Origin of the sequence: Actinomyces oricola (assembly GCF_004104015.1) — a bacterium.
Classification (GTDB): Bacteria; Actinomycetota; Actinomycetes; order Actinomycetales; family Actinomycetaceae; genus Actinomyces; species Actinomyces oricola.
The window spans coordinates 87,099-110,603 of the sequence record NZ_RYFV01000005.1 but is presented as its reverse complement, the minus strand read 5'-3'; the positions used below and the strand labels follow the sequence as shown (position 1 = coordinate 110,603).

Here is a 23,505-nt window from a genome sequence, read left to right as displayed (position 1 = left end):
GCTCATTCCGTGAGCCCCGCCAGTGACCCCCACCGCCGTCGGCGCCGCGAGCCGGTCCCCATCATGCGCGCCCCGGCCCGGTCCGCCGCCGGTCAGGCCCAGGTCCTGCCCACCGACCAGCCGCCCGAGGGGGCCACCAGCCCCGACGCCCGCCCCCGCCTGTCCTTCGCAGTGCCTCCGGCGCGCGGCAAGGCCCCCCGGCATCTGGCCGATCTCGACCTGGCGGGGCGCAGGGCGGCCTTGCGTGAGGCGGGCCTGCCCGCTTTCCGCGCCGACCAGCTCTCCCGGCACTACTTCACCCGCCTCACCCGCCGGGGCCAGGAGATGACCGATCTGCCGGCCGGGCAGCGCGAGCAACTGTGCCATGAGCTCCTGCCCGAGCTCATCACCCCGGTGCGAACCCTGCGCGCCGACGGCGGACGCACCATGAAGCACTTGTGGGAGCTCCACGACGGTGTGCGCGTGGAGTCGGTCCTCATGCGCTACCAGGACCGCACCACCCTGTGCGTGTCCAGCCAGGTCGGCTGCGGTATGGCCTGCCCTTTCTGCGCCACCGGCCAGATGGGGTTAACGCGCAACCTGTCCACCGCCGAGATCGTCGAGCAGGTCCGCTGCGCGGCCCGACTTTCGGCGCACGGCGCGCTGACCGGTGGCCCGGCCCGCCTGTCCAACGTCGTGTTCATGGGGATGGGGGAGCCCATGATCAACTACAAGAACGTCGTCGCCGCCCTTCACCGCCTCATTGACCCGGCCCCCGAGGGATTCGGCCTATCGGCGCGCGCCATCACCGTCTCAACCGTCGGCCTGGTCCCACTGATCCGCAAGCTCGCCGGTGAAGGGATGCCGGTGACCCTGGCCGTGTCCCTCCACGCCCCTGACGACGAGCTGCGCGACGAACTCATCCCGGTCAACTCCCGGTGGAAGGTCGCAGAGCTACTTGACGCCGCCCATGACTATTTCCTGGCCACCGGTCGGCGCGTCTCAATCGAGTACGCCCTGATTAAAGATATGAACGATCATGCCTGGCGCGCTCAGCTCCTCGCCGAGGAGCTGACCCGCCGGGGCAGTGGCTGGGCCCACGTCAACCCAATCCCACTCAACCCCACCCCCGGTTCTATCTGGACTTGTTCAGAGGTTCACGTGCAGGATCGTTTCGTGGACACACTGCGCCGTGCGGGTATTACCACCACAGTGAGGGACACTCGTGGTAGCGACATCGACGGCGCCTGCGGCCAGCTGGCCACTGAGGTGCTCAACCAGGACAAGGCGAGGAGGACTCGATGAGCAAGACCTTCCCCAGGACCTCGATCATGCGGCCGGGGTACCACCGAGAGCAGGTCGACGGCTTTTTCGAGGCCGCCCACGAGATCTACGACGCCGGCGAGATTGATGAGATGGACTCTGAGGGCGTGCGCACCGTCGCCTTCGACATTGTGCGCGGTGGCTACAAGCCGGCCGCCGTGGACGCCGCCCTGGACCGGCTGGAGGCGGCTTTCCTCCAGCGCCGGCGTTCGGAGTTCGTGGCCGCCAACGGCCGCAAGGCGTGGATGGACCATGTCGCCAAACTCGCCACCACCCTCTACCCGCGCCTGCTGCGGCCCGCCGGCGAGCGCTTCGCCCCGGCGCGCAAGCGCGGCTACTCCAAGGTCGAGGTCGATCAACTCATGGACCGCGTGGCCGCCTACTTCGACTCCGACTCCGCCATCTCCTCCGCCGAAGTCCGCACCGTCACCTTCTCCGCGGCCCGCGGCTCCAAGGCCTACGAGGAGTCGAGTGTGGACCGCTACCTGGCCCGCGTGGTCGAGGTCCTCCTGTCCGTGGAGTGAACTAGGAGTGAACGAGAACGATGAGCCAGACGAGTCTCGCGCCCGCCGCCGTGGTCCTGCTCGGGTCCACCGGCTCCATTGGCACCCAGGCCCTGGAGGTCATTGAGCGCCTCGACCGGGATGGGCGGGCTCCACGGGTGGCGGGCCTGGTTGCGGGCGGCGCCCGCCTGGAACTCCTGGCTGAGCAGGCCATCCGTTTCGAGGTGCCCGTGGTGGGCGTATCCGCGGCCGGGACGCGGGCCGAGGAGGATCTGCGCGCCGCCCTGGCCCGCGCTTGCGCCGCCCTGGGGCGCCCCAACCCCGTGCGCGACATTCTCACCGGCCCGTCTGCGGCCACCGACCTCATCGAGGCCACCGGCGTGGGCCGAGGCGACACCATTCTGAACGGCATTACCGGGTCGGTGGGGCTCCTGCCCACCCTGGCCGCCCTGGCCAGCGGGGCGCGCCTGGCGCTGGCCAACAAGGAGTCCCTGGTGGTGGGCGGCGCCCTGGTCCGCGACGCCCTGGGCTACCCCGGCCAGGTGGTGCCGGTGGACTCCGAGCACAGTGCTATTGCTCAGGCCCTGGCCAGTGGCCGTCACGAAAAGGGGCTGACCAGCCCGGTGATCACTGGCCGCTCCGAGGTGCGCCGTCTGGTGCTCACCGCCTCCGGCGGGCCCTTCCGCGGGCGCAGCCGCACCGAGCTGGCCGGTGTCACCGCCGCCGCCGCCCTGGCCCATCCCACCTGGGCAATGGGGCCGGTGGTCACCGTCAACTCCTCAACCCTGGTCAACAAGGGCTTGGAACTCATTGAGGCCCACGTGCTGTTCGACGTCGATCCGGCCGACATCACCGTCGTGGTCCACCCCCAGTCGATCGTCCACTCCATGGTCGAGTTCATCGATGGCGCGACCATCGCCCAGGCCTCGCCCCCTGACATGCGCCTGCCCATCGCCCTGGGCCTGACCTGGCCCGACCGGCCCGACCTGTCCGACTTGGTGGCCCCCAACTCCTGGGAGGGGGCCATCGCCTGGACCTTCGAGCCCCTCGACTCCCAGACCTTCCCGGCCGTCGACCTGGCACGCCAGGCGGTGGCCGCCTCCGCCACGCACCCGGCCGTACTCAATGCGGCCAATGAGCAGGCGGTGGCCGCCTTCCTGCGCGGGGGCCTGGAGTGGCTTGACATCCTGGGGGTGGTGAGCACTGTCGTCGAGGAGCACCAAGGCGCGCCGGCCTCCGGCTTGGAGTCGATCCTGGCCGCTGAGGCCTGGGCCCGCACCCGTGCCGACGAGCTCATCGCCCGCCGAGGGGGTCGCCCATGAGCCAGACCATCGCCTATATTCTGGGGATTCTCATCCTGGTGGCCGGTATTGGCGTGTCCGTCGCCCTCCATGAGCTGGGGCACATGATCCCCGCCAAGTGCTTCGGGGTGAAGGTCCCCGAGTACTTCATCGGTTTTGGGCCGCGCCTGTGGTCCGTCAAACGTGGGGAAACCGAGTACGGCATTAAGGCCATCTGGCTGGGGGGGTACGTCAAGCTCGTGGGCATGCTGCCCCCGGAGAACCCGCAGCGCCCCGACCGACGCCGCAAGGACGGCTCTGTCGGAATGGTGGGGGAGGCCCGCGCCGAGGCGCTGGAGGAGATTGCGCCCGGCCAGGAGCACCGGGCCTTCTACCGTCTGAGCGTGCCCAAGAAGCTCGTGGTCATGGCCGGCGGCATCCTGACCAACCTGGTCCTGGGCGTGGTGCTGCTGACCGTGGCCATGGCCGGTGTCGGGGTGCCGGCCTACACCTCCACCTTGGCCACTGTCGCCCCCTGCGTCTCCTCCAGTATCGATGCCGGTGCCGCCTGCACCCAGGCCGACCCCGTTAGCCCCGCCACCGAGGCGGGGCTGGCCGCCGGCGACAGGATCATTAGCTGGAACAGCACCCCCGTGAGCTCCTGGGTGGACGTGCAGACCGCTATCGCCGACGCGGGGACCGGAACCGTCCCGGTCGTCGTGGAGCGCGACGGCCAGGAGCGCACCGTGTCGGTTACCGCCGTGGAGGTTGAACGCACCGTCTACGACGCCCAGGGGGTGCCCGTGACCGACGAGTCCGGGGAGGTGGTCACGCAGGTGCGCCCTTACGTGGGGGTCTCCCCGACCCTGGGAACCGTGCGCGCCCCGCTGAGCAGTGTGCCGGCGTTCGTCGGTCAGGCGGTCTCCCAGACCCTGGGGGCCATCGCCACCCTCCCGGTGGGCCTCTACCGTGCGGTGGCCGCGGGCCTGGGCCTCCAGGCCCGTGACGCGACTGGCGTCGTGGGCCTCGTGGGCGTGGGGCGGATGGCCGGGGAGGTTTCCAGCGCGGGAGCGGGGACAGGGGCCATCCCCTTCTCCATCCGCCTGTACTCCATGCTCAGCCTGCTGGGGTCGCTCAACCTGGCCCTTTTCGCCTTCAACCTGGTGCCTCTTCTCCCATTGGACGGCGGGCACGTGGCCGGGGCGCTGTGGGAGGGGGCGCGACGCCGGTGGGCCAGCGCGCGCGGCCGGCCGGATCCCGGTCCGGTGGACACCGCCCGGATGCTTCCGGTGGGGCAGGTCGTGTTCTACCTGCTCATTGCCATGGCGCTGGTGCTGGTCTGGGTGGATGTGGTCGCCCCCGTCTGAGCCGAGCCGGCCCGGGGCGGCGGGGAGTCACCGCGGAGGGGAGGCATCCCACACCGCCGGCCGGCTGCCGGGGAGGTGGAGGTGCGCGGCCCGGTGCCATACTGGGCGACGTGACCGAACCGATCGCTCTTGGCATCCCCTCCGTGCGCGAGGAGCGCCCTGTGCTGGCACCACGCAAACCCACCCGCACCATTAAGGTCGGTGACCGTGAGGTCGGCGGCGACGCCTCCATCACGGTGCAGTCCATGACCACCACCAAGACCCACGACATTGGCGCCACCCTCCAGCAGATTGCCGAGTTGACGGCTGCCGGCTGCGACATAGTGCGCGTGGCCTGCCCCACGGACAAGGACGCCGAGGCCTTGCCCGTCATTGCCACGCAGTCCCGCATCCCGGTGATCGCGGATATCCACTTCAACCCCAAATATGTTTTCGCCGCCATTAAGGCGGGCTGCGGCGCGGTGCGCGTCAACCCTGGGAACATCCGCAAGTTCGATGACAAGGTCGCCGAGATCTGCCGGGCGGCCTCGGATCACGGGGTCAGCCTGCGCATTGGCGTTAACGCCGGCTCTCTGGATCCGCGCCTGCTCAAGAAGCACGGGCGCGCCACCCCCGAGGCGCTTGTGGAGTCCGCCGTCTGGGAGGCCGGCCTATTCGAGGACTGCGGCTTCCACGACTTCAAGATCTCGGTGAAGCACCACGACGTGGTCACCATGGTCCAGGCCTACCGGCTCCTGTCCGCCCAGGGCGACTGGCCTCTTCACTTGGGGGTCACCGAGGCCGGCCCCGCTTTCCAGGGCACCATTAAGTCCTGTGCCGCCTTCGGCACGCTTCTCGCCGAGGGCATTGGAGACACCATCCGGGTGTCTCTGTCCGCCCCGCCGGTGGAGGAGGTCAAAGTCGGTACCAAGCTCCTGGAGTTCATGGGGCTGCGGGAACGCAAGTTGGAAATCGTCTCCTGTCCCTCCTGCGGGCGCGCCCAGGTGGACGTGTGGACGTTGGCGGAGCAGGTCGAGGAGGGGCTTAAGGACGTGACCGCCCCACTGCGGGTCGCCGTCATGGGCTGTGTGGTCAACGGCCCGGGGGAGGCCCGTGAGGCGGATCTGGGCTGCGCCTCGGGAAACGGTAAGGGCCAGATCTTCGTGCGCGGCAAGGTCGTCCAGACCGTGCCCGAGGACCGTGTTGTGGAGACGCTTCTCCAACACGCCGAGGACATGGCTGAGCAGATGCGCGCCGAGCTCGGCGAGGAGGCCCTGGAGGGCACCGCGCCGATGGTTTCGGCGATCTGACCCTCGTGGCGCCATTAGGCCCGGGCCGGCCGATTCGGGGCGCCACTGTCCCCAGGGCCGCCGTGTGAGCATCTTCCAACGGCGCCTGACTCCCATCAGCCCACGCCAACGCGACGGGCTGCTCGAGCTGTGCGCCGTCAACCCGGTCTTGGGCGTGGCCCTGGCCCACCAGGTCCTGCGCTGGGACCATTGGGGGACGGGCGACGTGGTCCTCCTGGGGCGCCCCGGCCGGCCCCGAGGGGCCGCTTGGGCCACCGGCTCTCTCATGGTCCTGGGCCTGGCGCCCGACCCGCACCTGGGCACCGGCGGCGCGGGCTCCGCCGAGCTACGGGCTCTGGCGGACCATGCCGGGCGGCGCTTGACCCGCCGCGGCTCGGTCTCCGGCCCCGCTCCTGATGTTGCAGCCATCTGGGGCCCACTGGAGGCCCAGGGCATGCTGGCTCGGGAGACGCGCTGGAACCAGCCGGTACTAGTCGCCCCCCACGCCCCGGACGCGGGGAACCTGGCGTCCTCCGCCGTGCGCCGCCGCCCCGGCCTGGAGTGGGTGTCGGTCTGCCTGCGGGCCGCCCGCCCCGAACATCAGGAGCTGGTCCTGCCCGCCTCGGTGGCCATGTTCATTGAGGAGGTCGGCTACGATCCCGGCACCTCGGGCGGCTCCTACGCCCGGCACGTGTCCTGGCTCATAGCCGCCGGGCGCACCTACATTGTCCTGGACGACGGCGCCGGCGGCCCAGTGCGCCGCGGCTCACCGCGCGCTGTGGCCTTCAAAGCCGATGTCGGCTCCCTGTGGCACTCCCCACGAGGCTCGGTCGCCCAGCTCACCGGGGTGTGGACCCGCCCCGACCTGCGCGGCCACGGGATTGGCTCGGTGGCGCTGGCGGCCACGGTCGACGCGGTGCGCCGCGAGCATGTGGGACTCCAGGGGGTGGTGAGCCTGTACGTCAACGACTTCAACGCCCCCGCCCTGGGCCTGTACTCCTCCCTGGGCTTCACCCAAGCCGGCACCTACGCCACCATCCTGCTCTAGGAGCGCCGGGCGGGGGGGCCGGGCGCGGTCGTGCGTTGCGCCGCCGGGCAGCACGTAGCATGGGCCCGTGCTCCAGAGAATGTCCACCGCCTTTATCCGCACCCTGCGCGACGACCCCGCCGACGCCGAGGTCGCCAGCCACAAGCTCCTGGTGCGCGCCGGGTACATCCGCCGCGCCGCCCCCGGGGTCTACACCTGGTTGCCCTTGGGGCTGCGCACACTGCGCAAGGTCGAACGGATCGTGCGCGAGGAGATGGACGCCATGGGGGGTCAGGAGGTCCACTTCCCGGCACTGCTTCCCGCCGAGCCCTACCAGGCCACCGGCCGTTGGGAGGACTACGGGCCCACCCTGTTCACCCTCCAGGACCGTCGGGGCGGGGACTATCTGCTGGCGCCCACCCATGAGGAGATGTTCACTCTGGCGGTCAAGGACTTGTACTCCTCCTATAAGGACCTGCCGCTGAGCCTCTACCAGATCCAGACCAAGTACCGTGACGAGGCCCGTCCCCGGGCCGGCCTTATCCGCGGGCGGGAGTTCATTATGAAGGACTCCTACTCCTTCGACATGGACGAGGAGGGCCTGGAGGCCTCCTACCAGGCGCACCGCGCCACCTACCAGCGGATCTTCGCCCGCCTGGGCCTGGAGTACGTCATTGTCAACGCCATGGCCGGCGCCATGGGTGGTTCCCACTCTGAGGAGTTCCTTCACCCCTCACCCGTCGGGGAGGACACTTTCGTGCGTTCCGAGGGCGGATACGCCGCTAACGCCGAGGCCGTCACCACCCCCGTGCCGCCGGATGCGGACGCCTCCGGCGTGGGGCCCGCCCGCGTCGTGGACACCCCCGACTGCCCGACCATTGACACCCTTGTCGACTTCGTCAATGCGGATCATCCACGCAGTGACGGGCGCTCCTGGCGGGCCGCCGACACCCTGAAGAACGTCGTCGTCGCCCTGACCCACCCCGGGGGTGAGCGCGAGCTCCTTGTGATCGGCGTCCCCGGCAACCGCGACATCGATATGAAGCGCCTGGAGGCCGCAGTATCGCCGGCCCAGGTGGAGATCGCCACCGACTCCGACTTCGAGGCCCACCCCGAACTGGTGCGCGGCTACATCGGGCCGGCCGCCGTGGGCCCGAACTCGCCCCTGCGCCGCATGAGGCGCAACGAAAACGGCCAGGAGGTTCCCACCGGCTCGGTGCGCTACCTGGTGGACCCGCGCGTGGTGGAGGGAACCAGCTGGGTCACCGGGGCCAATGCCGTCCAGCGTCACGTCCTGGACCTCGTTATGGGGCGCGACTTCACCGCCGATGGCACCATTGAGGCCGCCGAGATCCTTCCGGGCGACCCGGCCCCCGACGGCTCCGGCCCCCTACAGCTGGCCCGCGGCATAGAGATCGGTCACATCTTCGCCCTGGGCCGCAAGTACTCCCGGGCCCTGGGGTTGAGTGTTTTGGACGAGAACGGCAAAGCCCAAGTGGTCACCATGGGCTCCTACGGCATTGGCGTCTCACGCGTCATGGCCGCCCTGGCCGAGGCCCACCATGATGAGCACGGCCTGGCCTGGCCGGCGCAGGTGGCCCCCTTCCACGTCCAGGTGCTCGCCACCGGCAAGGACTCCGCTATCTCCGAGACCGCCGCTGACCTGGCTGAGGCCCTGGACGCCTCCGGCATTGAGGTCCTTTACGACGACCGTCGCAGGGCCAGTGCCGGGGTGAAATTCGCCGACGCCGAGTTGCTGGGCATGCCCTTCACCGTCGTGGTGGGCCGGGACCTGGCTACGAGGGGCACCGTGGAGATCCGTGACCGCCGCAGTGGCAGGCGCACCCAGGTGCCGGTGGCGGCTGCCGCCACCGGCATAGTCGACCTGGTGCGCTCCGCCCTAGCCTGACCCGGCCCGGGTGCGCGGCCCCCGTACTCGCGGGGGCGGCGCACGGCGGCTCGACCTGATGGAAGGAGCCCTGGAGCGGCCCCCGTACTCGTGGGGCGGCGCACCCGCAAGGGGGCCGCTACCGGGCAGCCGGAGCTGGCGAAACCCGCGTCCAGGGGCCGCCGGGCGGACCCGCGGCGGTAGCGATGAGGGAGATGAGGGATACCGGCTTGCGGGTCAGGGCAGGGCCGGGATGGCGGCACCCCAGGCCTGCGCCCGCAGGGCGGCGTCGAGGGCCGCGTCCAGCCCCGCCTCACGGGCCGCGCCACTGGCTGAACCGACACCAATGACCTCAGCGGCCATGACCTCACTCCACGCCTCACGGGCCCAGGTCACGTCGAGGCTCGTCGCGGCATCGGCCGCCTCGGTGGGGGGCGCGTAGGCCGCCGGGCAGACGTCTTGACTGCCGGCGGCCACCGAGGCGTTGACCAGGCCGCCGGCGTACCCGGCGTCAGTGACCGCATGGTCGCGCTGGCTCCCCTCGGAGCGGGCGGCCACCTCCTCCATGGCGTACCGGGCCGCGTCATAAGCCACCAGCACCTCCCCGGGCAGCGGCTCGCTCACGGCAGTGGCCTCGCGCGGCGCCGGGGTCACGGCGCCAGAGTTCAAGGTGTAGAGGGACACCGACCAGGAGACGAACAATGAGGCGTAGAGCTGGGCTGCGGCGGTGTCCTGGGCGCCCAGCGCGGCCTGACGGGCCTGGGCCACCCCCTCAGTGAGCTCGGTAACGAGGGTTTCGGTGGTGGCGCCCGGGTCAGCGGTCTCCACGGGTGAGGCAGTCGGGTAGGTGGTGGGCACCGTCGTCGCCCACGGCTGCCACACCCCCCCGAGGGCGTCGAGCTGGACCTGGGCGTCAGCCGCGACCGTTTGGGCCGTCGCCACGGCCCCCGCATCGGGGGACTGGGCGACCACCTGCGCCGTGGAGAGAATAAGAGTGGTGCGCCGTGCCAGGGAGTCACGCGTGGCCTCGGCCTGGGAGGCGGTGGGCAGGGAGGCGGCGGAGCCCTCGCCCAGCCGCAGCCCGCAGCCGGTAGAGGCCGCCAACGCCGCCACCAGGAGGACCACGCCGGCGCCCCGGCGCAAAAAACGGATTGGGCGCACGGCAGGAGGGGGACAGGCGTCGTCGGCGGACGGGGCGCGGTGGACGTGAGGGCTCATCACCCCCCGATCCTCCCACGCCGGGTAGCATGTCACCGCACCGGCCACGCCAAACAACGGGAGGAACCCCACATGGCAGACACGCTCGCCCAGAGCCTGACCGCACTGCTGGCCCCCGTGGTGGAGGGCACCGGCCTATTCCTGGAGGCCGTCGAGACCACCCGGGCCGGCAAGTACTCCGTGGTCCGCGTCCTGGTGGACCTGCCCGATGGCCCTGGCGATCTCAGCATTGACGGGCTCGGTGCCGTCACCGCCGCTGTTTCCCAGGCCCTCGATGAGGCCGACCCCGTCAAGGGGAGCTACACCCTTGAGGTCTCCACCCCCGGTGCTGAGCGGGCCTTGAGCACGCCGCGCCACTTCCGCCGCGCCGTGGGCCACGACGCCGAGGTCACGACCGCCGCAGGCGTGCGCACCGGAACCGTGCTCGCTGCTGACGATCAGGAGCTGACGCTCAAGGTCGACGGCCAAGACCTGACCATCCCCTTAGCCGAGATCACCGGTGCTCGCATGGTGGTTGTCCTATAAGGAGCCAGCCATGCACGCCGCCATCCATCGACATGCTCGACATGCGGGCCCGCGCCCGCCCCGCCGGCCGTCCCGGAGCCGGGCCACCAGCTAACGACGAAGAGGAACCATGGACATCAATATGCCCGAGCTGCGAGGCGCCGCCGACGAGCTCGGCATCGATCTCGACAACCTCCTGCCCGCCATTGAGGACGCCATTCTGGGCGCCTACTCCAAGGTGCCCGGGGCCATCCGCGGCGCCCATGTTGAGATCGATCGCAGGACCGGGCACATGTCGGTGCTGGCCCCTGAGGTCGACGAGGATGACCAGCCCACCGGCGAGTACTTCGACGACACCCCCGACGACTTCGGTCGCATCGCCCAGGCCACGGCCCGTTCGGTGATCGTCCAGCGCATCCAGGACCGCCGTGACTTCGAGGTTCTGGGCACCTTCAAGGATAAGACCGGCGAGCTCATCTCCGGCACTGTCGAGCAGGGCCGTGACCCGCGCATTGTCTACGTGCGCCTCGACGAGGAGCATGAGGGCTTCATGCCCCCGCACGAGCAGGTCCCCGGTGAGCGCTACCGCCACGGCGATCGCCTGCGCGTCTACGTCACGGAGGTCTCCCGGGGCCTGAAGGGGGCCCAGATCATTCTCTCGCGCACCCATCCCGGCCTGGTGCGCAAGCTCTTTGAGCGCGAGGTCCCCGAACTGGGCAAGGGCGACGTCGAGATCGTCTCGGTGGCCCGTGAAGCCGGGCATCGCACCAAGATGGCGGTGCGCTCGCGCGTGCGCGGCGTCAACGCCAAGGGCGCCTGCATTGGCCCCATGGGGCAGCGCGTGCGGGCCGTCATGGCCGAACTCGGCGGGGAGAAGATCGACATTGTCGACTACTCTGAGGATCCGGCACGATTCGTGGCCAACGCCCTGTCCCCGGCACGGGTGTCCTCCGTGCGGGTAGTCTCCGAATCCGAGCGCACCGCGCGCGTCGTCGTCCCCGACTTCCAGCTCTCCTTGGCCATTGGCAAGGAGGGGCAGAACGCGCGCCTGGCCGCGCGCCTGACCGGCTGGAAGATCGACATCCACGCCGACGCCGAGTCCGGGGAGATCACTCCTGGCGCTGAGTCCCAGGCGGACGACGTGACAGGTCCCTCAACTTTGGCCGAGGAAGCCTGAGCCGCTGGACCGGTAGACTCCTCGCGGGCCCTACCGGGGGTACAGGCTGCCGCCCAACGGCGAATTGTGCCTCCGCGACGGCGGTTGAGGCTGAGCGGAAGGACACGGTGACCGGTGGCACGCACCACCCACCAGCCTGAGCGCACGTGCATTGGCTGCCGTGGCAAGGCCCCCCGGGCGCAACTCCTGCGCCTGACCATGACGACGAGCGGCGAGCTCGCCGTTGACGCCCGCGCCACAGCGCCCGGGCGCGGCGCCTGGATCCACCCGGATCCGGCGTGCCTCGACCTCGCCGAGCGCAGGCGCGCCTTCCGGCGAGCCCTGCGCACCAGTGGGTCGCCAGATGCGACCCCCGTTCGGAGCTGGCTCACCAGCCGGCGGCCGGGCGAGTACGCCGGCCCCACCGGGGCCGGGACGACCGATAGCAAAGGCGGGTAGGAAGCCGATGGGCACCCGATGAGTACCCAGCGATGAGCTGCCTCTACTAGCGCCCACCCTGTCCGGGGTGGGCAACCGGACAGGAGAAAAGTGGCAAAACCACGCGTTCATGAGCTCGCGAAAGAGCTCGACCCTACTGGCAAGAAGATTACCTCCAGGATGATCCTGGCCTGGCTCAAGGACCAGGGGGAGTTCGTCAAGGCGGCCTCCTCGGCTGTTGAGCCCCCCGTCGCCCGTCGCGTTCGCGAGCACTTCGGTTCCCAGGCCTCCGCGCCCAAGGCCAAAGGCGGGGAGAAGAAGGGCGGGGAGAAGGCCGCCAAGCCCACCCCGAAGCCCGGCGCCCGCCCCGGTCCCAGGCCCAGCGCCCCCAAGCCCGGTCCCAAGCCCGCCCCCGCGGCGCCGCCGACCCCCAAGCCCACCCAGGGGCGCCCGGTGCCCCAGGCGCCCACACCGGCGCGCCCGACCTCGGCGGCACCGGCCGCTCGCAAACCTGAGCCCCCGGCGTCTCCGGCGGCCCCGGTTCCGGGCCCGCGCCGCAACGCCCCCACTCCGGGGCCGCGACCCAGTGCGCCGCGCCCGGGCAATAACCCCTTCGCCTCCTCCCAGGGCATGCCCCGCTCGGGGGGCCGCGGTGGTCGCTCCGGGCAGGGCGGGGGCCGCTCCGGTGGCGGGCCGCGGCCCAGTGCGCCGCGCCCGGGCAATAACCCCTTCGCCTCCTCCCAGGGCATGCCCCGCCCGGGAGGCTCCGGTGGGCCGCGCCCCCAGGGGGGGCAGCGCTCCGGCGGGCCCCGGCCTCAAGGCGGGCCTCGTCCCGGCGGCTCGGGGGGGACGCGCCCTCAGGGCGCCCCCGGCTCTCGCTCTCAGGGCGGCCCTCGCCCCGGGCCCCGTCCGGGCGGTCCTCGTCCCAACCCGGGCATGATGCCCGGACAGTCCTCCTTGGTTCGCCCCGGTGCCCCGGCCCGCGGCGGCGCCGGCGGCCGGGGCTCGCGCCCGGGCGGCGGTGGTCGTGGCGCCGCCGGCGGGGGCGCCCCGCGCGGTGGCTTTGGCGGCCCCCGTGGTGGTCGCGGCGGCCGCGGCTCCACCCAGGGCGCCTTCGGGCGCGGTGGTGGCGCTCCGCGCGGCCGCAAGTCCAGGCGCGCTAAGCGCCAGGAGTTCGAGCAGCAGTCCGCGCCGTCCATCGGCGGCGTGATCGTTCCGCGCGGCGACGGCTCCACCCCGGTGCGCGTGCGCCAGGGCGCCACACTCACCGACTTGGCCGAGAAGATCAACGCCAACCCCGCGGCCCTGGTCACCGTCCTGTTCCACCTGGGGGAGATGGCCACGGCCACCCAGTCCCTGGATGAGGACACCTTCGCCCTCCTGGGAGCCGAATTGGGCTACAACGTCCAGATCGTCTCACCCGAGGACGAGGACCGTGAGCTGCTGGAGTCCTTCTCCATCGACCTGGAGGCCGAGGAGGCCCAGGTCGACGACGCCGACCTGCGGCCGCGGCCCCCCGTGGTCACCGTCATGGGTCACGTCGACCACGGCAAGACCAAGCTCTTGGACGCCATCCGTTCCACCGATGTCGTCGCCGGCGAGGCCGGCGGCATCACCCAGTCCATTGGCGCCTACCAGGTGCATGTGGAACTCGGTGGCGAGGAGCGTCCCATCACCTTCATTGACACCCCCGGCCACGAGGCCTTTACGGCTATGCGCGCCCGCGGTGCGGAGGTGACGGACATAGCCATCCTCGTGGTGGCCGCCGACGACGGCGTTATGCCGCAGACTGTTGAGGCCCTCAACCATGCGCAGGCGGCGAGCGTGCCGATTGTGGTGGCGGTCAACAAGATCGACAAGGAGGGCGCTAACCCGGAGAAGATCCGCGGTCAGCTCACCGAGTACGGCCTGGTGCCTGAGGAGTACGGCGGCGACACCATGTTCGTCGACATCTCCGCCAAACAGCACCTCCATATTGATGAGCTGCTCGAGGCCGTCCTGCTCACCGCAGACGCCGCCCTGGACCTGCGGGCCGACCCGAGTAGCGATGCGCGCGGCGTGACCATTGAGGCCAAGCTGGACAAGGGCCGCGGCGCCGTCACCACCGTCCTGGTGGAGCGCGGCACCCTGCGCGTGGGTGATCCCATTGTCGCCGGCAGCGCCTACGGGCGCGTGCGCGCCATGTTCGACGAGCACGGCGAGAATCTGGAGGAGGCCGGCCCGGCCCGGCCGGCCCTCGTCCTGGGGCTGACCAGCGTGCCCAGCGCCGGCGACTCCTTCATTGTGGCGCCCGAGGACCGCACCGCCCGCCAGATCGCGGGCAAGCGGGAGGCGGCCGAGCGCGCCGCCCTGCTGGCCAAGCGCCGCAAGCGCGTCTCGCTGGAGAACCTCACCGATGTCCTCAAGGAGGGCAAGGTCGACACCCTCAACCTCATCCTCAAGGGCGACTCCTCGGGGGCGGTCGAGGCGCTGGAGGACTCCCTGCTCAAGATCGATGTGGGCGAGGAGGTTGCGCTGCGCGTCATCCATCGCGGCGTGGGTGCGATTACGCAGAACGATGTCAACCTCGCCACCGTGGACTCCGCCGTCATTATCGGTTTCAATGTGCGTCCCGCCGAGCGGGTGGCCGAGCTGGCTGACCGCGAGGGCGTTGACATGAAGTTCTACTCGGTGATCTACCAGGCCATTGAGGACGTCGAGTCCGCCATGAAGGGCATGCTCAAGCCCGTCTACGAAGAGGTCGGGTTGGGCAGCGCCGAGGTCCGTCAGGTCTTCTACTCCTCGAGGTTCGGCTCGATTGCGGGCTCTATTGTGCGCTCCGGCTCCATTAGGCGGGGTGCCAAGGCCCGCCTGGTGCGCGATGGCGTCGTCGTGGCCGGCGACCTCACCATTGAGACCCTGCGTCGCGAGAAGGATGACGTCACCGAGGTCCGTGAGGGCTACGAGTGCGGTATTAACCTGGGCTTCAAGGACATTGCTGAAGGCGATGTCATTGAGACCTGGGAGATGCGTGAGAAGCCGCGCGACTGACCGGCTCATTGTTCGGTCCTACTGACGGGCTCGTGTTGTGCGGCAGCACAACACGAGCCCGTTTCCGCATGTGTTCCCGCCCTCACGCTATGGCGAGGCCGGCCAGTCTCGACAGGAACAGGGATATAAGAGATTCACAGGAGATGAGTGCTCCATGTGAGTGCTCCATGGTGGGGGAAACGGCTGGGAGGCGGTCCTCAGCCGGGCGCGCGGAGGCGGGGGCGGCGCGCAGCCTGGTACAGAACATCGAGGACGAAAACGCCTACGGCCACCCACACCAGGATCATGGCCGCCCACCGGGCGGGCGAGATCTCCTCGTGGAAGACGCCCCAGGCCACCAGGAACTGGAGGACCGGGGCAATGTACTGGCTCAGGCCCACCACGCTCAGGGGCACGCGCCGCGTGCCCGCGGCGAAGAGCAGCAACGGCACCGCGGTCACGGGACCGGCGAGCACCAGGAGCCCTGCCAGGGCGGGGGAGGCCTCAGGGCCGTGGAGCACGTCAGCGCCACGGGCCGTCAGCCACACCAGGTAGGCCAGCGCCACAGGCGAAACCACGGCGCTCTCCACCGTCAGCCCCGTCAAAGCGTCCACCTGGGCGCCGACGCGCTTCTTGACCAGCCCGTACAGGCCGAAGCTGAACGCCAGTGCCAAAGAGATCCACGGAAGAGAGCCTTGCGCCACCACCAGTACTCCGACCCCCGCCGTCGCCAGGCACACGGCTGCGCCCTGGGCCGGGCGCAGGCGCTCGCCGAGGACAAGAGCCGCCAGGGCCACTGTGACCAGCGGGTTAATGAAGTAGCCCAGGGCAGCGTCGGCGGTGCGCGCCGTGTTGACGCCGTAGACGTAGACCAGCCAGTTCACCGTCACCAGCGCCCCCGAGACGGCGAGGACGCCCAGCCTTCGCGGGGAGCTCAGCACCCGCCGCAGCGGCGCCCAGGCACCCCGAAGGGCGACCAGGATCAGGCAGGTCACCAGCGTCCACACCAGCCGATGCCCAATGATCTCCACACTCCCGGCCGCTGAGAGCAGGACGAAGTACATGGGGAACAGCCCCCACAGCAGGTAGCACCCCAGGACCATGGCCATGCCCGCACTCGAGGTGCGGTCCTCCCCAGCCGCTGCCCTCGCGGCCGGTGGGGCAGAGTCGCTTGGGGGCGGGTCAGGGAGGCGGGTGGAGCCGGAGCCGCCGGGAGGGGGTACGGGCGGGGCGCTGTCGGTGGGCGGCATGAATAGGCGGTCCTTCACTGTGTGGGCTCTGATCCTACCGGCAGGTTGGGAGGCGCCCGCAGGGTGAGGTGCGCCGCAGCGCACCGGGGCACTGGTGAGGCACAATCGCTTGCTGCCGCTGAGGCGATTCCACTCATCCGCCAGTCGAGGAGCACACCATGGCCGACGCCGCCCGCGCCCGCAAGGTCGCCGACCGCATTCACGAGACCGTCGCCCGCCTCCTTCAAGGGCGGATCAAGGACCCGCGCCTGGGCTTCGTGACCATTACCGATGTGCGCGTCACCGGCGACTTGCAGCAGGCGACCGTCTTCTACACCGTCTACGGCACCGACAAGGACCGCCGCGACTCCGCCGCGGCTCTGGACTCGGCCAAGGGCCTCATCCGCTCCGAGGTCGGCAAGGCCCTGGAGATTCGCCTGACTCCAGCGCTCAGCTTTCAGCTCGACGCCCTGCCGACCGCCGCCAAGACACTGGAGGACGCCCTGGCCCAGGCCCGTGCCAGAGATGAGGAGATTGCCCGCGCCTCGGTGGGCGCCACCTACGCCGGGGACGCCGATCCTTACCGCCACGATGACGAGGCCCCCGGGCAGACCGACGCGGCCGAGGCCCCCGGGCGGGCGCCGGCCTCCGGTGCGGCGTCCCCCCAGGACCGGGAGCAGTGAACCGGTCCGTCCCGCCCGGGCGGGCCGACAAGGCCACCATGAGCTCCACGGGCCGGCCGGCCCTCGGCGAACCTGGGCCGGTGCTCCGCGAGGGTGTCGGCCCGGGGGCGGGGGCGCTCAGCCCGGCCGCCAGTGGCATGGGCCCGCGCCGGGCCCCGTGCGGGCGCCCCGCCCACGCTGTCCGCCCCCGGGTAGAGCGCGGGGCGGTCACCGCGGCCGATGGCCTGGTCCTGGTCGACAAGCCCGCCGGGATCACCAGCCATGATGTCGTGGCCGCCACCCGGCGCTTGGCCGCCACCCGCAAAGTGGGTCACGCCGGCACCCTGGATCCCATGGCCACCGGCCTGCTCGTGGTGGGCGTGGGCCGGGCCACACGCCTCCTGACCTACCTGGTGGGGGCCGACAAGGCCTACCTGGCGACCATTCGCCTGGGCCAGGAGACCCTTACCGAGGATGCTCAAGGAGAAGTCACCGCGGCCCGCGGCTGCCCCGGCCCCGGCAGCCCTCCGGACTGGGAACAGACCCTGGGCGCGCGCATTGAGGCGGCTCTAAGCGGTCTGAGAGGGCCGATTATGCAGGTTCCCAGCGCCGTATCCGCCATCAAGGTCGACGGCGTGCGCTCCTACACCCGGGTGCGGGAGGGGCAGGAGGTCACGCTCGGAGCCAGGCCCGTGACCATCCACGAACTGAATCTGCTGGCGCAGCCAAGACCCGCCACGGCCGCTGACGCCACCGCCGTGGTGGACCTGGAGGTGCAGGTCGTCTGCTCCTCGGGGACCTACGTACGGGCCCTGGCCCGGGACTTGGGCGCCTCCCTGGGGTGCGGGGCGCATCTGACGGCGCTGCGCCGCACCCGAGTGGGGCCCTTTGCGGTCGGCGAGGCCGTCGGCCTGGATGCGCTGAGTACCCAGGTGGAGGCCGACGCCGCCACCGAGTCCCCGCAGGGCCTGGCGGTGCTGCCGCTTCCGGATGCCGCCCGCCGCTGTTTCGCGTCCGTCGAGCTCAGTGAGGCGGAAGCCCGCGCCCTGGGTTACGGCCAGTACCTGCCTGTGGCCGTCCTGGACCGGGCCCGCTCCCCACAGCACCCCATCGCCTCCAAAGCGGTCCGCGGCACGGACAGCCGGCATCTGGCCGCCGGGTTCGCCCCCGACGGCGCGCTCGTGGCACTGTTGGCCCCCCAGGGCTCGAACGCCCGTCCCGTGCTGGTGTTCCCCCGTCCCGGCCAGGACGGACCGCTCGGGGCCGGCGGCGCGGATCGTGCTGGAAAACGCTCCGGGAAGCCAGGACTACAGGACTACAGGACTACAGGACAAACAGGACAAGAGGTGAGAGCCACTATGACCCAGCAGATGGACAACCGGGCCGGAGGACGAACTGGTCGGGGCTGCGCCTGCGGACACCACGGGCACCATGCGCCCAATAGTGCCAATGAGCCCGAAATGGCCCCCGTCGTCCAGGCGTCGGGAGTCGTCCAGGCGTCGGGAGAAGAGCACCGTCGCCCCGAGCCCGCGGAGCCCCTGGAGCCGGCGGGGGAGCGGGGGGCGGCCGGGCTCGCGATGGCCGCAACCACCACGGCGGCCTTGGACAATAGCCCGACTGGACCGACCGCTTGGGAGCAGGAGGATGAGGCGTTCTCCGGAGTCGCGCCCGGACGCAAGGAAGGCAATGTGCTGGGCCTCAGGGACGTCTCGGCCCCGGCCTCACAGGGCTGCGGTTGTGGCGGCCATGGCCGGGGGCACCATCAGGATGCTGAGGGTGGCCGCCATGGCGGCCACTGCGGCTGCCACGGCCACTGAGACGCACTCAGACGCTCGGCGAGTGGCCGCCAACGCGCCCTGGGAGACGACACCGGGGTCGCACCGGGCGTTGATTTCCCCGAACAGGTTGTGGGCCGGGGGCGGCGGTGAGTCGTCCCCGGCGCCCCCTGGGCGGGTGCCGGGCCGGGCGCGCACCGCGGCTCTCGTACGGGTTTTGGAATCGCGCGACCCGGCCCCGGGGAGGTCAACGGCCGGGGCTGCGGCTGGTTCGCGCGGCCCGGCCCGGTCGTGGCAGGGTTGACCGCAGGACCGGCGGCCCTACCCGCCGCAGTGGATCAAGGGTTGATGTGCCCGCAGTGGAGGTGCAGTGGAGGTCTGGTATGGCGCTGAGCAGGTGCCCGAGGCCCTTAGCGGCCCCCGGGGGATCGGCTCGGTGGTGACGGTCGGTGTTTTTGACGGCGTCCACCGCGGACACCAGGCCATTGTCACCCGGGTGGTCGAGCGGGCCCACGAGCTCGCCCCCCCGGCAGGCGCCGGGGACGGACGGCCCCTGGCGGTGGCCGTCACCTTCGCCCCTCACCCGCGTAGCGTCCACCGCCCAGATCTGGACTTGCCGCTGGTCAGTTCCCTGCCCGACCGCCTCGACGCCCTGGCCGACCTGGGCCTGGACGCCGTCCTGGTCATCGCCTACACCCTGAGCTTCGCCGACCAGAGCCCCGAGGATTTCGTGCGCACCTGGCTGGAGCGCCTGCTGGGAGCCCGCTCCATCATTGTGGGCGACGACGTGCGCTTCGGACGGGACAACTCCGGGGACGCCGCCACCCTGCGGGCCATTGGGGCCGCAGATGGCATCGAGGTCGACATACTCGACAAGGTCCGCTCCAGCCGGGGGCGGCGCTGGTCCTCCACCTGGGTGCGCGAGCTTCTGCGCGCCGGCGATGTGCGCGGCGCCGCCGAGGTGCTGGGCCGCCCCCACCGTATGCGCGGCGTTGTGGTTCACGGTCACAAGCGCGGGCGCGAGCTCGGCTTCCCCACCGCCAACCTGGATGCGGCCACCGCCGGCGTCGTCCCGCCCGACGGCGTCTACGCCGGCTGGCTCGTGCGCGGGGGCGAGGCCGCCCAACGCCTGCCCGCAGCCATATCGATTGGCACCAACCCCACCTTCGACGACGTTCCCCAGCGCACTGTCGAGGCGCACGTACTGGGTCGAGCCGACCTCAACCTCTACGGCGAAGAGGTCGCCATCGACCTGGTCGAGTACCTGCGCCCCATGCGCGCTTTCGACGGCTTGGAAGCGCTGCTGACCCAAATACGCGCCGATATTGAGCGCTCGGCCCAGATCCTGGGGGTGCCCGTGCCGGCGCCCATTGATCCCAGTGACGTTACCGCCTGAGGCCGGGGACGCCATCGTCTGGTGCCTTGCGCCTTGTGCCTTGTGCGCCATCCCACGACCCGCGACCACGAGCTCCCGGAAGGTGCGCTGGTAAAGTAGCCGGGCCGTCGATCGGCCACGGATGAGTCAAGCCCGGGTGAACCCGCCCCGGCGCTCCGTGCAACGAGAGTGAAGGAGTCCGCATGTCGGTCAGCCCTGAGCGCAAGCAGCAGATCATCGCCGAGTTCGCCACCCACGAGGGTGACACGGGCTCCCCCGAGGTGCAGGTCGCCATCCTGTCCGAGCGCATCGCCAACCTCACCGAGCACTTCAAGGACCACGCCCACGACCACCACTCGCGCCGTGGCCTCTACCTGCTCATCGGTAAGCGCCGCCGCCTCCTGGACTACCTCATGAAGGAGGACATTGAGCGCTACCGCTCCCTCATTGGCCGCCTGGGCATCCGTCGCTGAGCGGGAGCGCAGCGCGCAATCCGATCCTGCGGGCGCGGCCCCGCCTCACGCAGAGGCGGGGCCGCGCCGCTGTATGAGGGGGGGCCCCCGGGGCCAGAGGGCGAGCCCCGATAGCCGCCCCGGGAGGCGGCCCTCCTCCCGGGTACGCGGCCCATCTCACGCCCTCCCAGGAGGGGCTCATGGCCGCGCATTCCCGCAATCACGCTAGAATCGCCGCGTCTGCGTCTGCGCGGGCCCCACGAGCGGGCCTGCGCGGGGCCTACGGCTCGCACAGTGCGCCGGTCCCAGGACGCAGGGGCGCACCCAGAGCCAGACCGCCTCGGGTGCGGAAGCCGGATCCGTCGGTTTTCGGTGGTGGCCTCCGGAACCTCCCCCGCCGTCGGCGGGGCGAGAAGTGCTCCGTGGGCCTCGATCGAAGGCCACGGCCCGGCCCCAGATCGCATGAGAAAGAGACGCATCGCAGATGTTCATTGATGACCCCGAGGTCACGGCCGCCGAGGCCGTGATTGACAATGGCTCCTTCGGTAAGCGCGTGGTCCGCTTCGAGACCGGGCGCCTGGCCAAGCAGGCCGCCGGAAGCGCCATGGCGTACCTCGACGGGGAGACGGCCATCCTCTCGGCCACCACCGTGGGCAAGCACCCCAAGGACCAGTTCGACTTCTTCCCGCTGACCGTTGACGTCGAGGAGCGCCAGTACGCCGCCGGACGCATCCCCGGCTCCTTCTTCCGCCGCGAGGGCCGCGCCGGCACTGCCGCCATCCTCGCCTGCCGACTCATTGACCGGCCGCTGCGCCCCTCCTTCGTTAAGGGCCTGCGCAACGAGGTCCAGGTTGTTGAGACCGTCCTGGCCATTGAGCCCGACGACGCCTACGACGTCCTGGCCATTAACGCCGCCTCCATGTCCACCCAGATCGCCGGCCTGCCCTTCGCCGGACCGGTGGCCGGCACCCGCATCGCCCTCATTGACGGCACCTGGGTGGCTTTCCCCCGCTACTCCGACCTGGAGCGCGCCACCTTCCAGATGGTGGTGGCCGGCCGCATCCTGGAGACCGGCGATGTGGCCATTATGATGGTCGAGGCCGGCGCCACCGAGAACGCCTGGGGCCTCATTGCCGCCGGCGCCGTGGCGCCCACTGAGGCCGTCGTCGCCGAGGGCCTGGAGGCTGCCAAGCCGCACATTAAGGCCCTGTGCCAGGCCCAGCTGGAGGTCGCCGCCCACGCCTCCAAGCCGACCGCAGAGTTCCCGCTCTACATGGACTACAACGACGAGCAGTACGACGCCGTGGAGAAGGCCGCCAAGGCCCACGACCTGGCCGCGGCCATTGCCACCGAGGGCAAGCAGGCCCGCGACACCGCCATTGACGCCGTGCGCGAGCAGGTGATGGCCGACCTGGCCGACTCCTTCCCCGCCGAGGAGGACCTTAAGGCCCTCAAGGCCGCTTTCCGCGCCGTGACCAAGAAGGTTGTGCGCCACCGCACCCTCACTGAGGGCGTGCGCATGGACGGCCGCGGCCTCAAGGACATCCGCACCCTGGCCGCCGAGGTCGAGGTTCTGCCCCGCGTCCACGGTTCGGCCATCTTCGAGCGCGGCGAGACCCAGATCCTGGGGGTGACCACCCTCAATATGCTGCGCATGGAGCAGCAGATTGACGACCTCTCGCCGATCACCCACAAGCGCTATATGCACCAGTACGTCTTCCCCCCCTTCTCCACCGGCGAGACCGGTCGCGTGGGCGCCCCCAAGCGCCGCGAGATTGGGCACGGGGCCCTGGCCGAGCGCGCTGTGGCACCCGTGCTGCCCAGCCGCGAGGAGTTCCCCTACGCCATCCGTCAGGTCTCCGAGGCCCTGGGCTCCAATGGCTCAACCTCCATGGGCTCGGTGTGCGCCTCCACACTGTCCCTGCTCAACGCCGGCGTGCCACTGCGCGCCCCCGTGGCCGGCATTGCCATGGGCCTCATGCACGAGGAGATCGACGGCGAAACCAAGTGGGCCACTCTCACCGACATCCTGGGAAGCGAGGACGCCTTCGGCGACATGGACTTCAAGGTCGCCGGAACCCGCGACTTCATTACCGCCCTCCAGCTCGACACCAAGCTGGACGGACTGCCCTCCGAGGTCCTGGCCGGGGCCCTGGGCCAGGCCCGCGACGCCCGCCTGTTCATTCTCGACGTCCTGGGCCAGGCCATTGACGGCCCTGACGAAATGGCCCCCACGGCCCCACGGGTGCTCACCGTGCGCATCCCGGTGGACAAGATCGGCGAGGTCATTGGCCCCAAGGGCAAGATGATCAACCAGATCCAGGAGGACACCGGCGCGGACCTGACCGTGGAGGACGACGGCACTGTCTACATTGGCGCCTCCGACGGCCCCTCCGCTGAGGCCGCCCGCGACGCGGTCAACGCCATCGCCAACCCGCAGATGCCCGAGATCGGTGAGCGCTTCGTGGGCACCGTGGTCAAGACCACGACTTTCGGCGCTTTCGTGTCCCTGTCCCCGGGCAAGGACGGCCTGCTGCACATCTCCCAGATCCGCCGCCTTGTGGGCGGCAAGCGCGTGGAGAACGTCGAGGACGTCCTGAACGTGGGGGACAAGGTCGAGGTCGAGCTGGCTGAAATCGATCAGCGCGGCAAGCTCAGCCTGCACGCGGTCCTCACCGAGGAGCAGCTCGCCGCCGAGAACGAGGCCGCCTCCTCCCGCAGGTCGGGTCGCAACGGGGGCCGCGAGCAGGCTGCGGGAGACGAGCGCGCCGAGCGCCCGCGCCGCGCCCGCCGCCGCCGCACCCGCACCCAGCAGGAGTCCTTCGAGGAGGAGTGAGGCCCTCGAACTCAGGGTTCTCAGCCATTGGGCGACTCCGCGGGGCGCGCGCCGCAACCACTCGTGGTTGTGGGGCGCGCCCCGCAGCCCGTCCCACCGGGCTCATAGCCCCGGCCAGCCCCCCGGGTCCCGAGGAGAGTCGGGTGCCGCCCGGCCGGAGCAGGGCGTGGGTCCGGGCGTCATTGAATCGAGGCCGGGCGCGCCCGTATGCCCTGG

The 23,505-nt window shown here is 70.7% G+C and carries 18 protein-coding genes; 16 read left to right on the top strand and 2 right to left on the bottom strand.

Going from position 1 to position 23,505, the window contains the following annotated elements; all coding sequences use genetic code 11:
- Positions 1–63 precede the first annotated feature (63 nt).
- From rlmN to EUC46_RS03560, 7 genes are all read left to right on the top strand, one after another.
- Positions 64–1,284: a dual-specificity RNA methyltransferase RlmN gene (gene rlmN, locus EUC46_RS03590; RefSeq protein WP_206645881.1), complete on the top strand. Its 1,221-nt coding sequence runs from the start codon at positions 64–66 to the stop codon at positions 1,282–1,284.
- The gene (locus EUC46_RS03585; RefSeq protein WP_128772820.1) at positions 1,281–1,826 is read left to right on the top strand and encodes a DivIVA domain-containing protein; all 546 of its coding nucleotides are present in this window, start codon (positions 1,281–1,283) and stop codon (positions 1,824–1,826) included. Before rlmN ends, EUC46_RS03585 begins: the two co-directional genes overlap by 4 nt.
- Positions 1,827–1,846: 20 nt before the next feature.
- Positions 1,847–3,127, top strand: coding sequence for a 1-deoxy-D-xylulose-5-phosphate reductoisomerase (gene dxr / locus EUC46_RS03580; RefSeq protein ID WP_128772819.1), 1,281 nt, complete (start codon positions 1,847–1,849; stop codon positions 3,125–3,127).
- On the top strand, positions 3,124–4,452 hold the full coding sequence (locus EUC46_RS03575) for a M50 family metallopeptidase (RefSeq protein WP_128772818.1): 1,329 nt from the start codon (positions 3,124–3,126) through the stop codon (positions 4,450–4,452). The genes dxr and EUC46_RS03575 overlap by 4 nt, the downstream gene beginning before the upstream one ends.
- A gap of 110 nt (positions 4,453–4,562) precedes the next feature.
- Positions 4,563–5,741, top strand: a complete 1,179-nt coding sequence (ispG, locus tag EUC46_RS03570) for a flavodoxin-dependent (E)-4-hydroxy-3-methylbut-2-enyl-diphosphate synthase (RefSeq protein WP_128772817.1) — start codon at positions 4,563–4,565, stop codon at positions 5,739–5,741.
- Between the two features lie 64 nt (positions 5,742–5,805).
- Positions 5,806–6,768 (top strand): GNAT family N-acetyltransferase, encoded by a 963-nt coding sequence (locus tag EUC46_RS03565; protein ID WP_128772816.1) that lies wholly within the window; start codon positions 5,806–5,808, stop codon positions 6,766–6,768.
- Positions 6,769–6,835: 67 nt separating this feature from the next.
- On the top strand, positions 6,836–8,656 hold the full coding sequence (locus EUC46_RS03560; protein ID WP_128772815.1) for a proline--tRNA ligase: 1,821 nt from the start codon (positions 6,836–6,838) through the stop codon (positions 8,654–8,656).
- Between the two features lie 216 nt (positions 8,657–8,872).
- On the opposite strand, the gene EUC46_RS03555 is transcribed toward EUC46_RS03560, so the two are convergent.
- On the bottom strand, positions 8,873–9,853 hold the full coding sequence (locus EUC46_RS03555) for a hypothetical protein (protein ID WP_241655364.1): 981 nt from the start codon (positions 9,851–9,853) through the stop codon (positions 8,873–8,875).
- 72 nt (positions 9,854–9,925) lie between these two features.
- Here EUC46_RS03555 and EUC46_RS03550 point away from each other — a divergent pair, with 72 nt between their 5' ends.
- From EUC46_RS03550 to infB, 4 genes are all read left to right on the top strand, one after another.
- The gene (locus tag EUC46_RS03550) at positions 9,926–10,378 is read left to right on the top strand and encodes a ribosome maturation factor RimP (protein WP_128772814.1); all 453 of its coding nucleotides are present in this window, start codon (positions 9,926–9,928) and stop codon (positions 10,376–10,378) included.
- A 109-nt stretch (positions 10,379–10,487) separates the two neighbouring features.
- Positions 10,488–11,534, top strand: a complete 1,047-nt coding sequence (nusA, locus tag EUC46_RS03545; RefSeq protein WP_128772813.1) for a transcription termination factor NusA — start codon at positions 10,488–10,490, stop codon at positions 11,532–11,534.
- Positions 11,535–11,648: 114 nt separating this feature from the next.
- Positions 11,649–11,972, top strand: a complete 324-nt coding sequence (locus tag EUC46_RS03540) for a YlxR family protein (protein WP_128772812.1) — start codon at positions 11,649–11,651, stop codon at positions 11,970–11,972.
- 90 nt (positions 11,973–12,062) lie between these two features.
- Positions 12,063–14,981: a translation initiation factor IF-2 gene (gene infB, locus EUC46_RS03535; protein WP_128772811.1), complete on the top strand. Its 2,919-nt coding sequence runs from the start codon at positions 12,063–12,065 to the stop codon at positions 14,979–14,981.
- Between the two features lie 197 nt (positions 14,982–15,178).
- Here the strand turns inward: infB and rarD are convergent, their stop codons facing one another.
- Positions 15,179–16,069, bottom strand: a complete 891-nt coding sequence (gene rarD, locus EUC46_RS03530; RefSeq protein ID WP_128772810.1) for an EamA family transporter RarD — start codon at positions 16,067–16,069, stop codon at positions 15,179–15,181.
- A 299-nt stretch (positions 16,070–16,368) separates the two neighbouring features.
- Between rarD and rbfA the strand changes: the two genes are divergently transcribed.
- The 5 genes from rbfA to EUC46_RS03505 all read left to right on the top strand — a co-directional run bounded on the left by rbfA (position 16,369) and on the right by EUC46_RS03505 (position 23,289).
- Entirely contained in the window at positions 16,369–16,872 is a 504-nt protein-coding gene (gene rbfA / locus EUC46_RS03525) for a 30S ribosome-binding factor RbfA (RefSeq protein ID WP_128772809.1), read from the top strand.
- Positions 16,869–18,668 carry a tRNA pseudouridine(55) synthase TruB gene (gene truB, locus EUC46_RS13375; RefSeq protein WP_338324460.1) on the top strand — a complete coding sequence of 600 codons (1,800 nt, stop codon included), beginning with the start codon at positions 16,869–16,871 and terminating at the stop codon, positions 18,666–18,668. The genes rbfA and truB overlap by 4 nt, the downstream gene beginning before the upstream one ends.
- A 328-nt stretch (positions 18,669–18,996) precedes the next feature.
- Positions 18,997–20,022: a bifunctional riboflavin kinase/FAD synthetase gene (locus EUC46_RS03515; protein ID WP_128772808.1), complete on the top strand. Its 1,026-nt coding sequence runs from the start codon at positions 18,997–18,999 to the stop codon at positions 20,020–20,022.
- A 182-nt stretch (positions 20,023–20,204) separates the two neighbouring features.
- Positions 20,205–20,474, top strand: a complete 270-nt coding sequence (rpsO, locus tag EUC46_RS03510) for a 30S ribosomal protein S15 (protein ID WP_128772807.1) — start codon at positions 20,205–20,207, stop codon at positions 20,472–20,474.
- Positions 20,475–20,937: 463 nt separating this feature from the next.
- Positions 20,938–23,289: a polyribonucleotide nucleotidyltransferase gene (locus EUC46_RS03505; protein WP_128772806.1), complete on the top strand. Its 2,352-nt coding sequence runs from the start codon at positions 20,938–20,940 to the stop codon at positions 23,287–23,289.
- The last annotated feature ends 216 nt before the right edge of the window (positions 23,290–23,505 follow it).

Coding starts and splice junctions, on each gene's coding strand:
- rlmN (WP_206645881.1), top strand. CDS start 64: ATGCGCGCCCCGGCCCGGTCCGCCGCCGGTCAGGCCCAGGTCCTGCCC.
- EUC46_RS03585 (WP_128772820.1), top strand. CDS start 1,281: ATGAGCAAGACCTTCCCCAGGACCTCGATCATGCGGCCGGGGTACCAC.
- dxr (WP_128772819.1), top strand. CDS start 1,847: ATGAGCCAGACGAGTCTCGCGCCCGCCGCCGTGGTCCTGCTCGGGTCC.
- EUC46_RS03575 (WP_128772818.1), top strand. CDS start 3,124: ATGAGCCAGACCATCGCCTATATTCTGGGGATTCTCATCCTGGTGGCC.
- EUC46_RS03555 (WP_241655364.1), bottom strand. CDS start 9,853: ATGAGCCCTCACGTCCACCGCGCCCCGTCCGCCGACGACGCCTGTCCC.
- EUC46_RS03550 (WP_128772814.1), top strand. CDS start 9,926: ATGGCAGACACGCTCGCCCAGAGCCTGACCGCACTGCTGGCCCCCGTG.
- nusA (WP_128772813.1), top strand. CDS start 10,488: ATGGACATCAATATGCCCGAGCTGCGAGGCGCCGCCGACGAGCTCGGC.
- rarD (WP_128772810.1), bottom strand. CDS start 16,069: ATGGCCATGGTCCTGGGGTGCTACCTGCTGTGGGGGCTGTTCCCCATG.
- rbfA (WP_128772809.1), top strand. CDS start 16,369: ATGGCCGACGCCGCCCGCGCCCGCAAGGTCGCCGACCGCATTCACGAG.
- rpsO (WP_128772807.1), top strand. CDS start 20,205: ATGTCGGTCAGCCCTGAGCGCAAGCAGCAGATCATCGCCGAGTTCGCC.
- EUC46_RS03505 (WP_128772806.1), top strand. CDS start 20,938: ATGTTCATTGATGACCCCGAGGTCACGGCCGCCGAGGCCGTGATTGAC.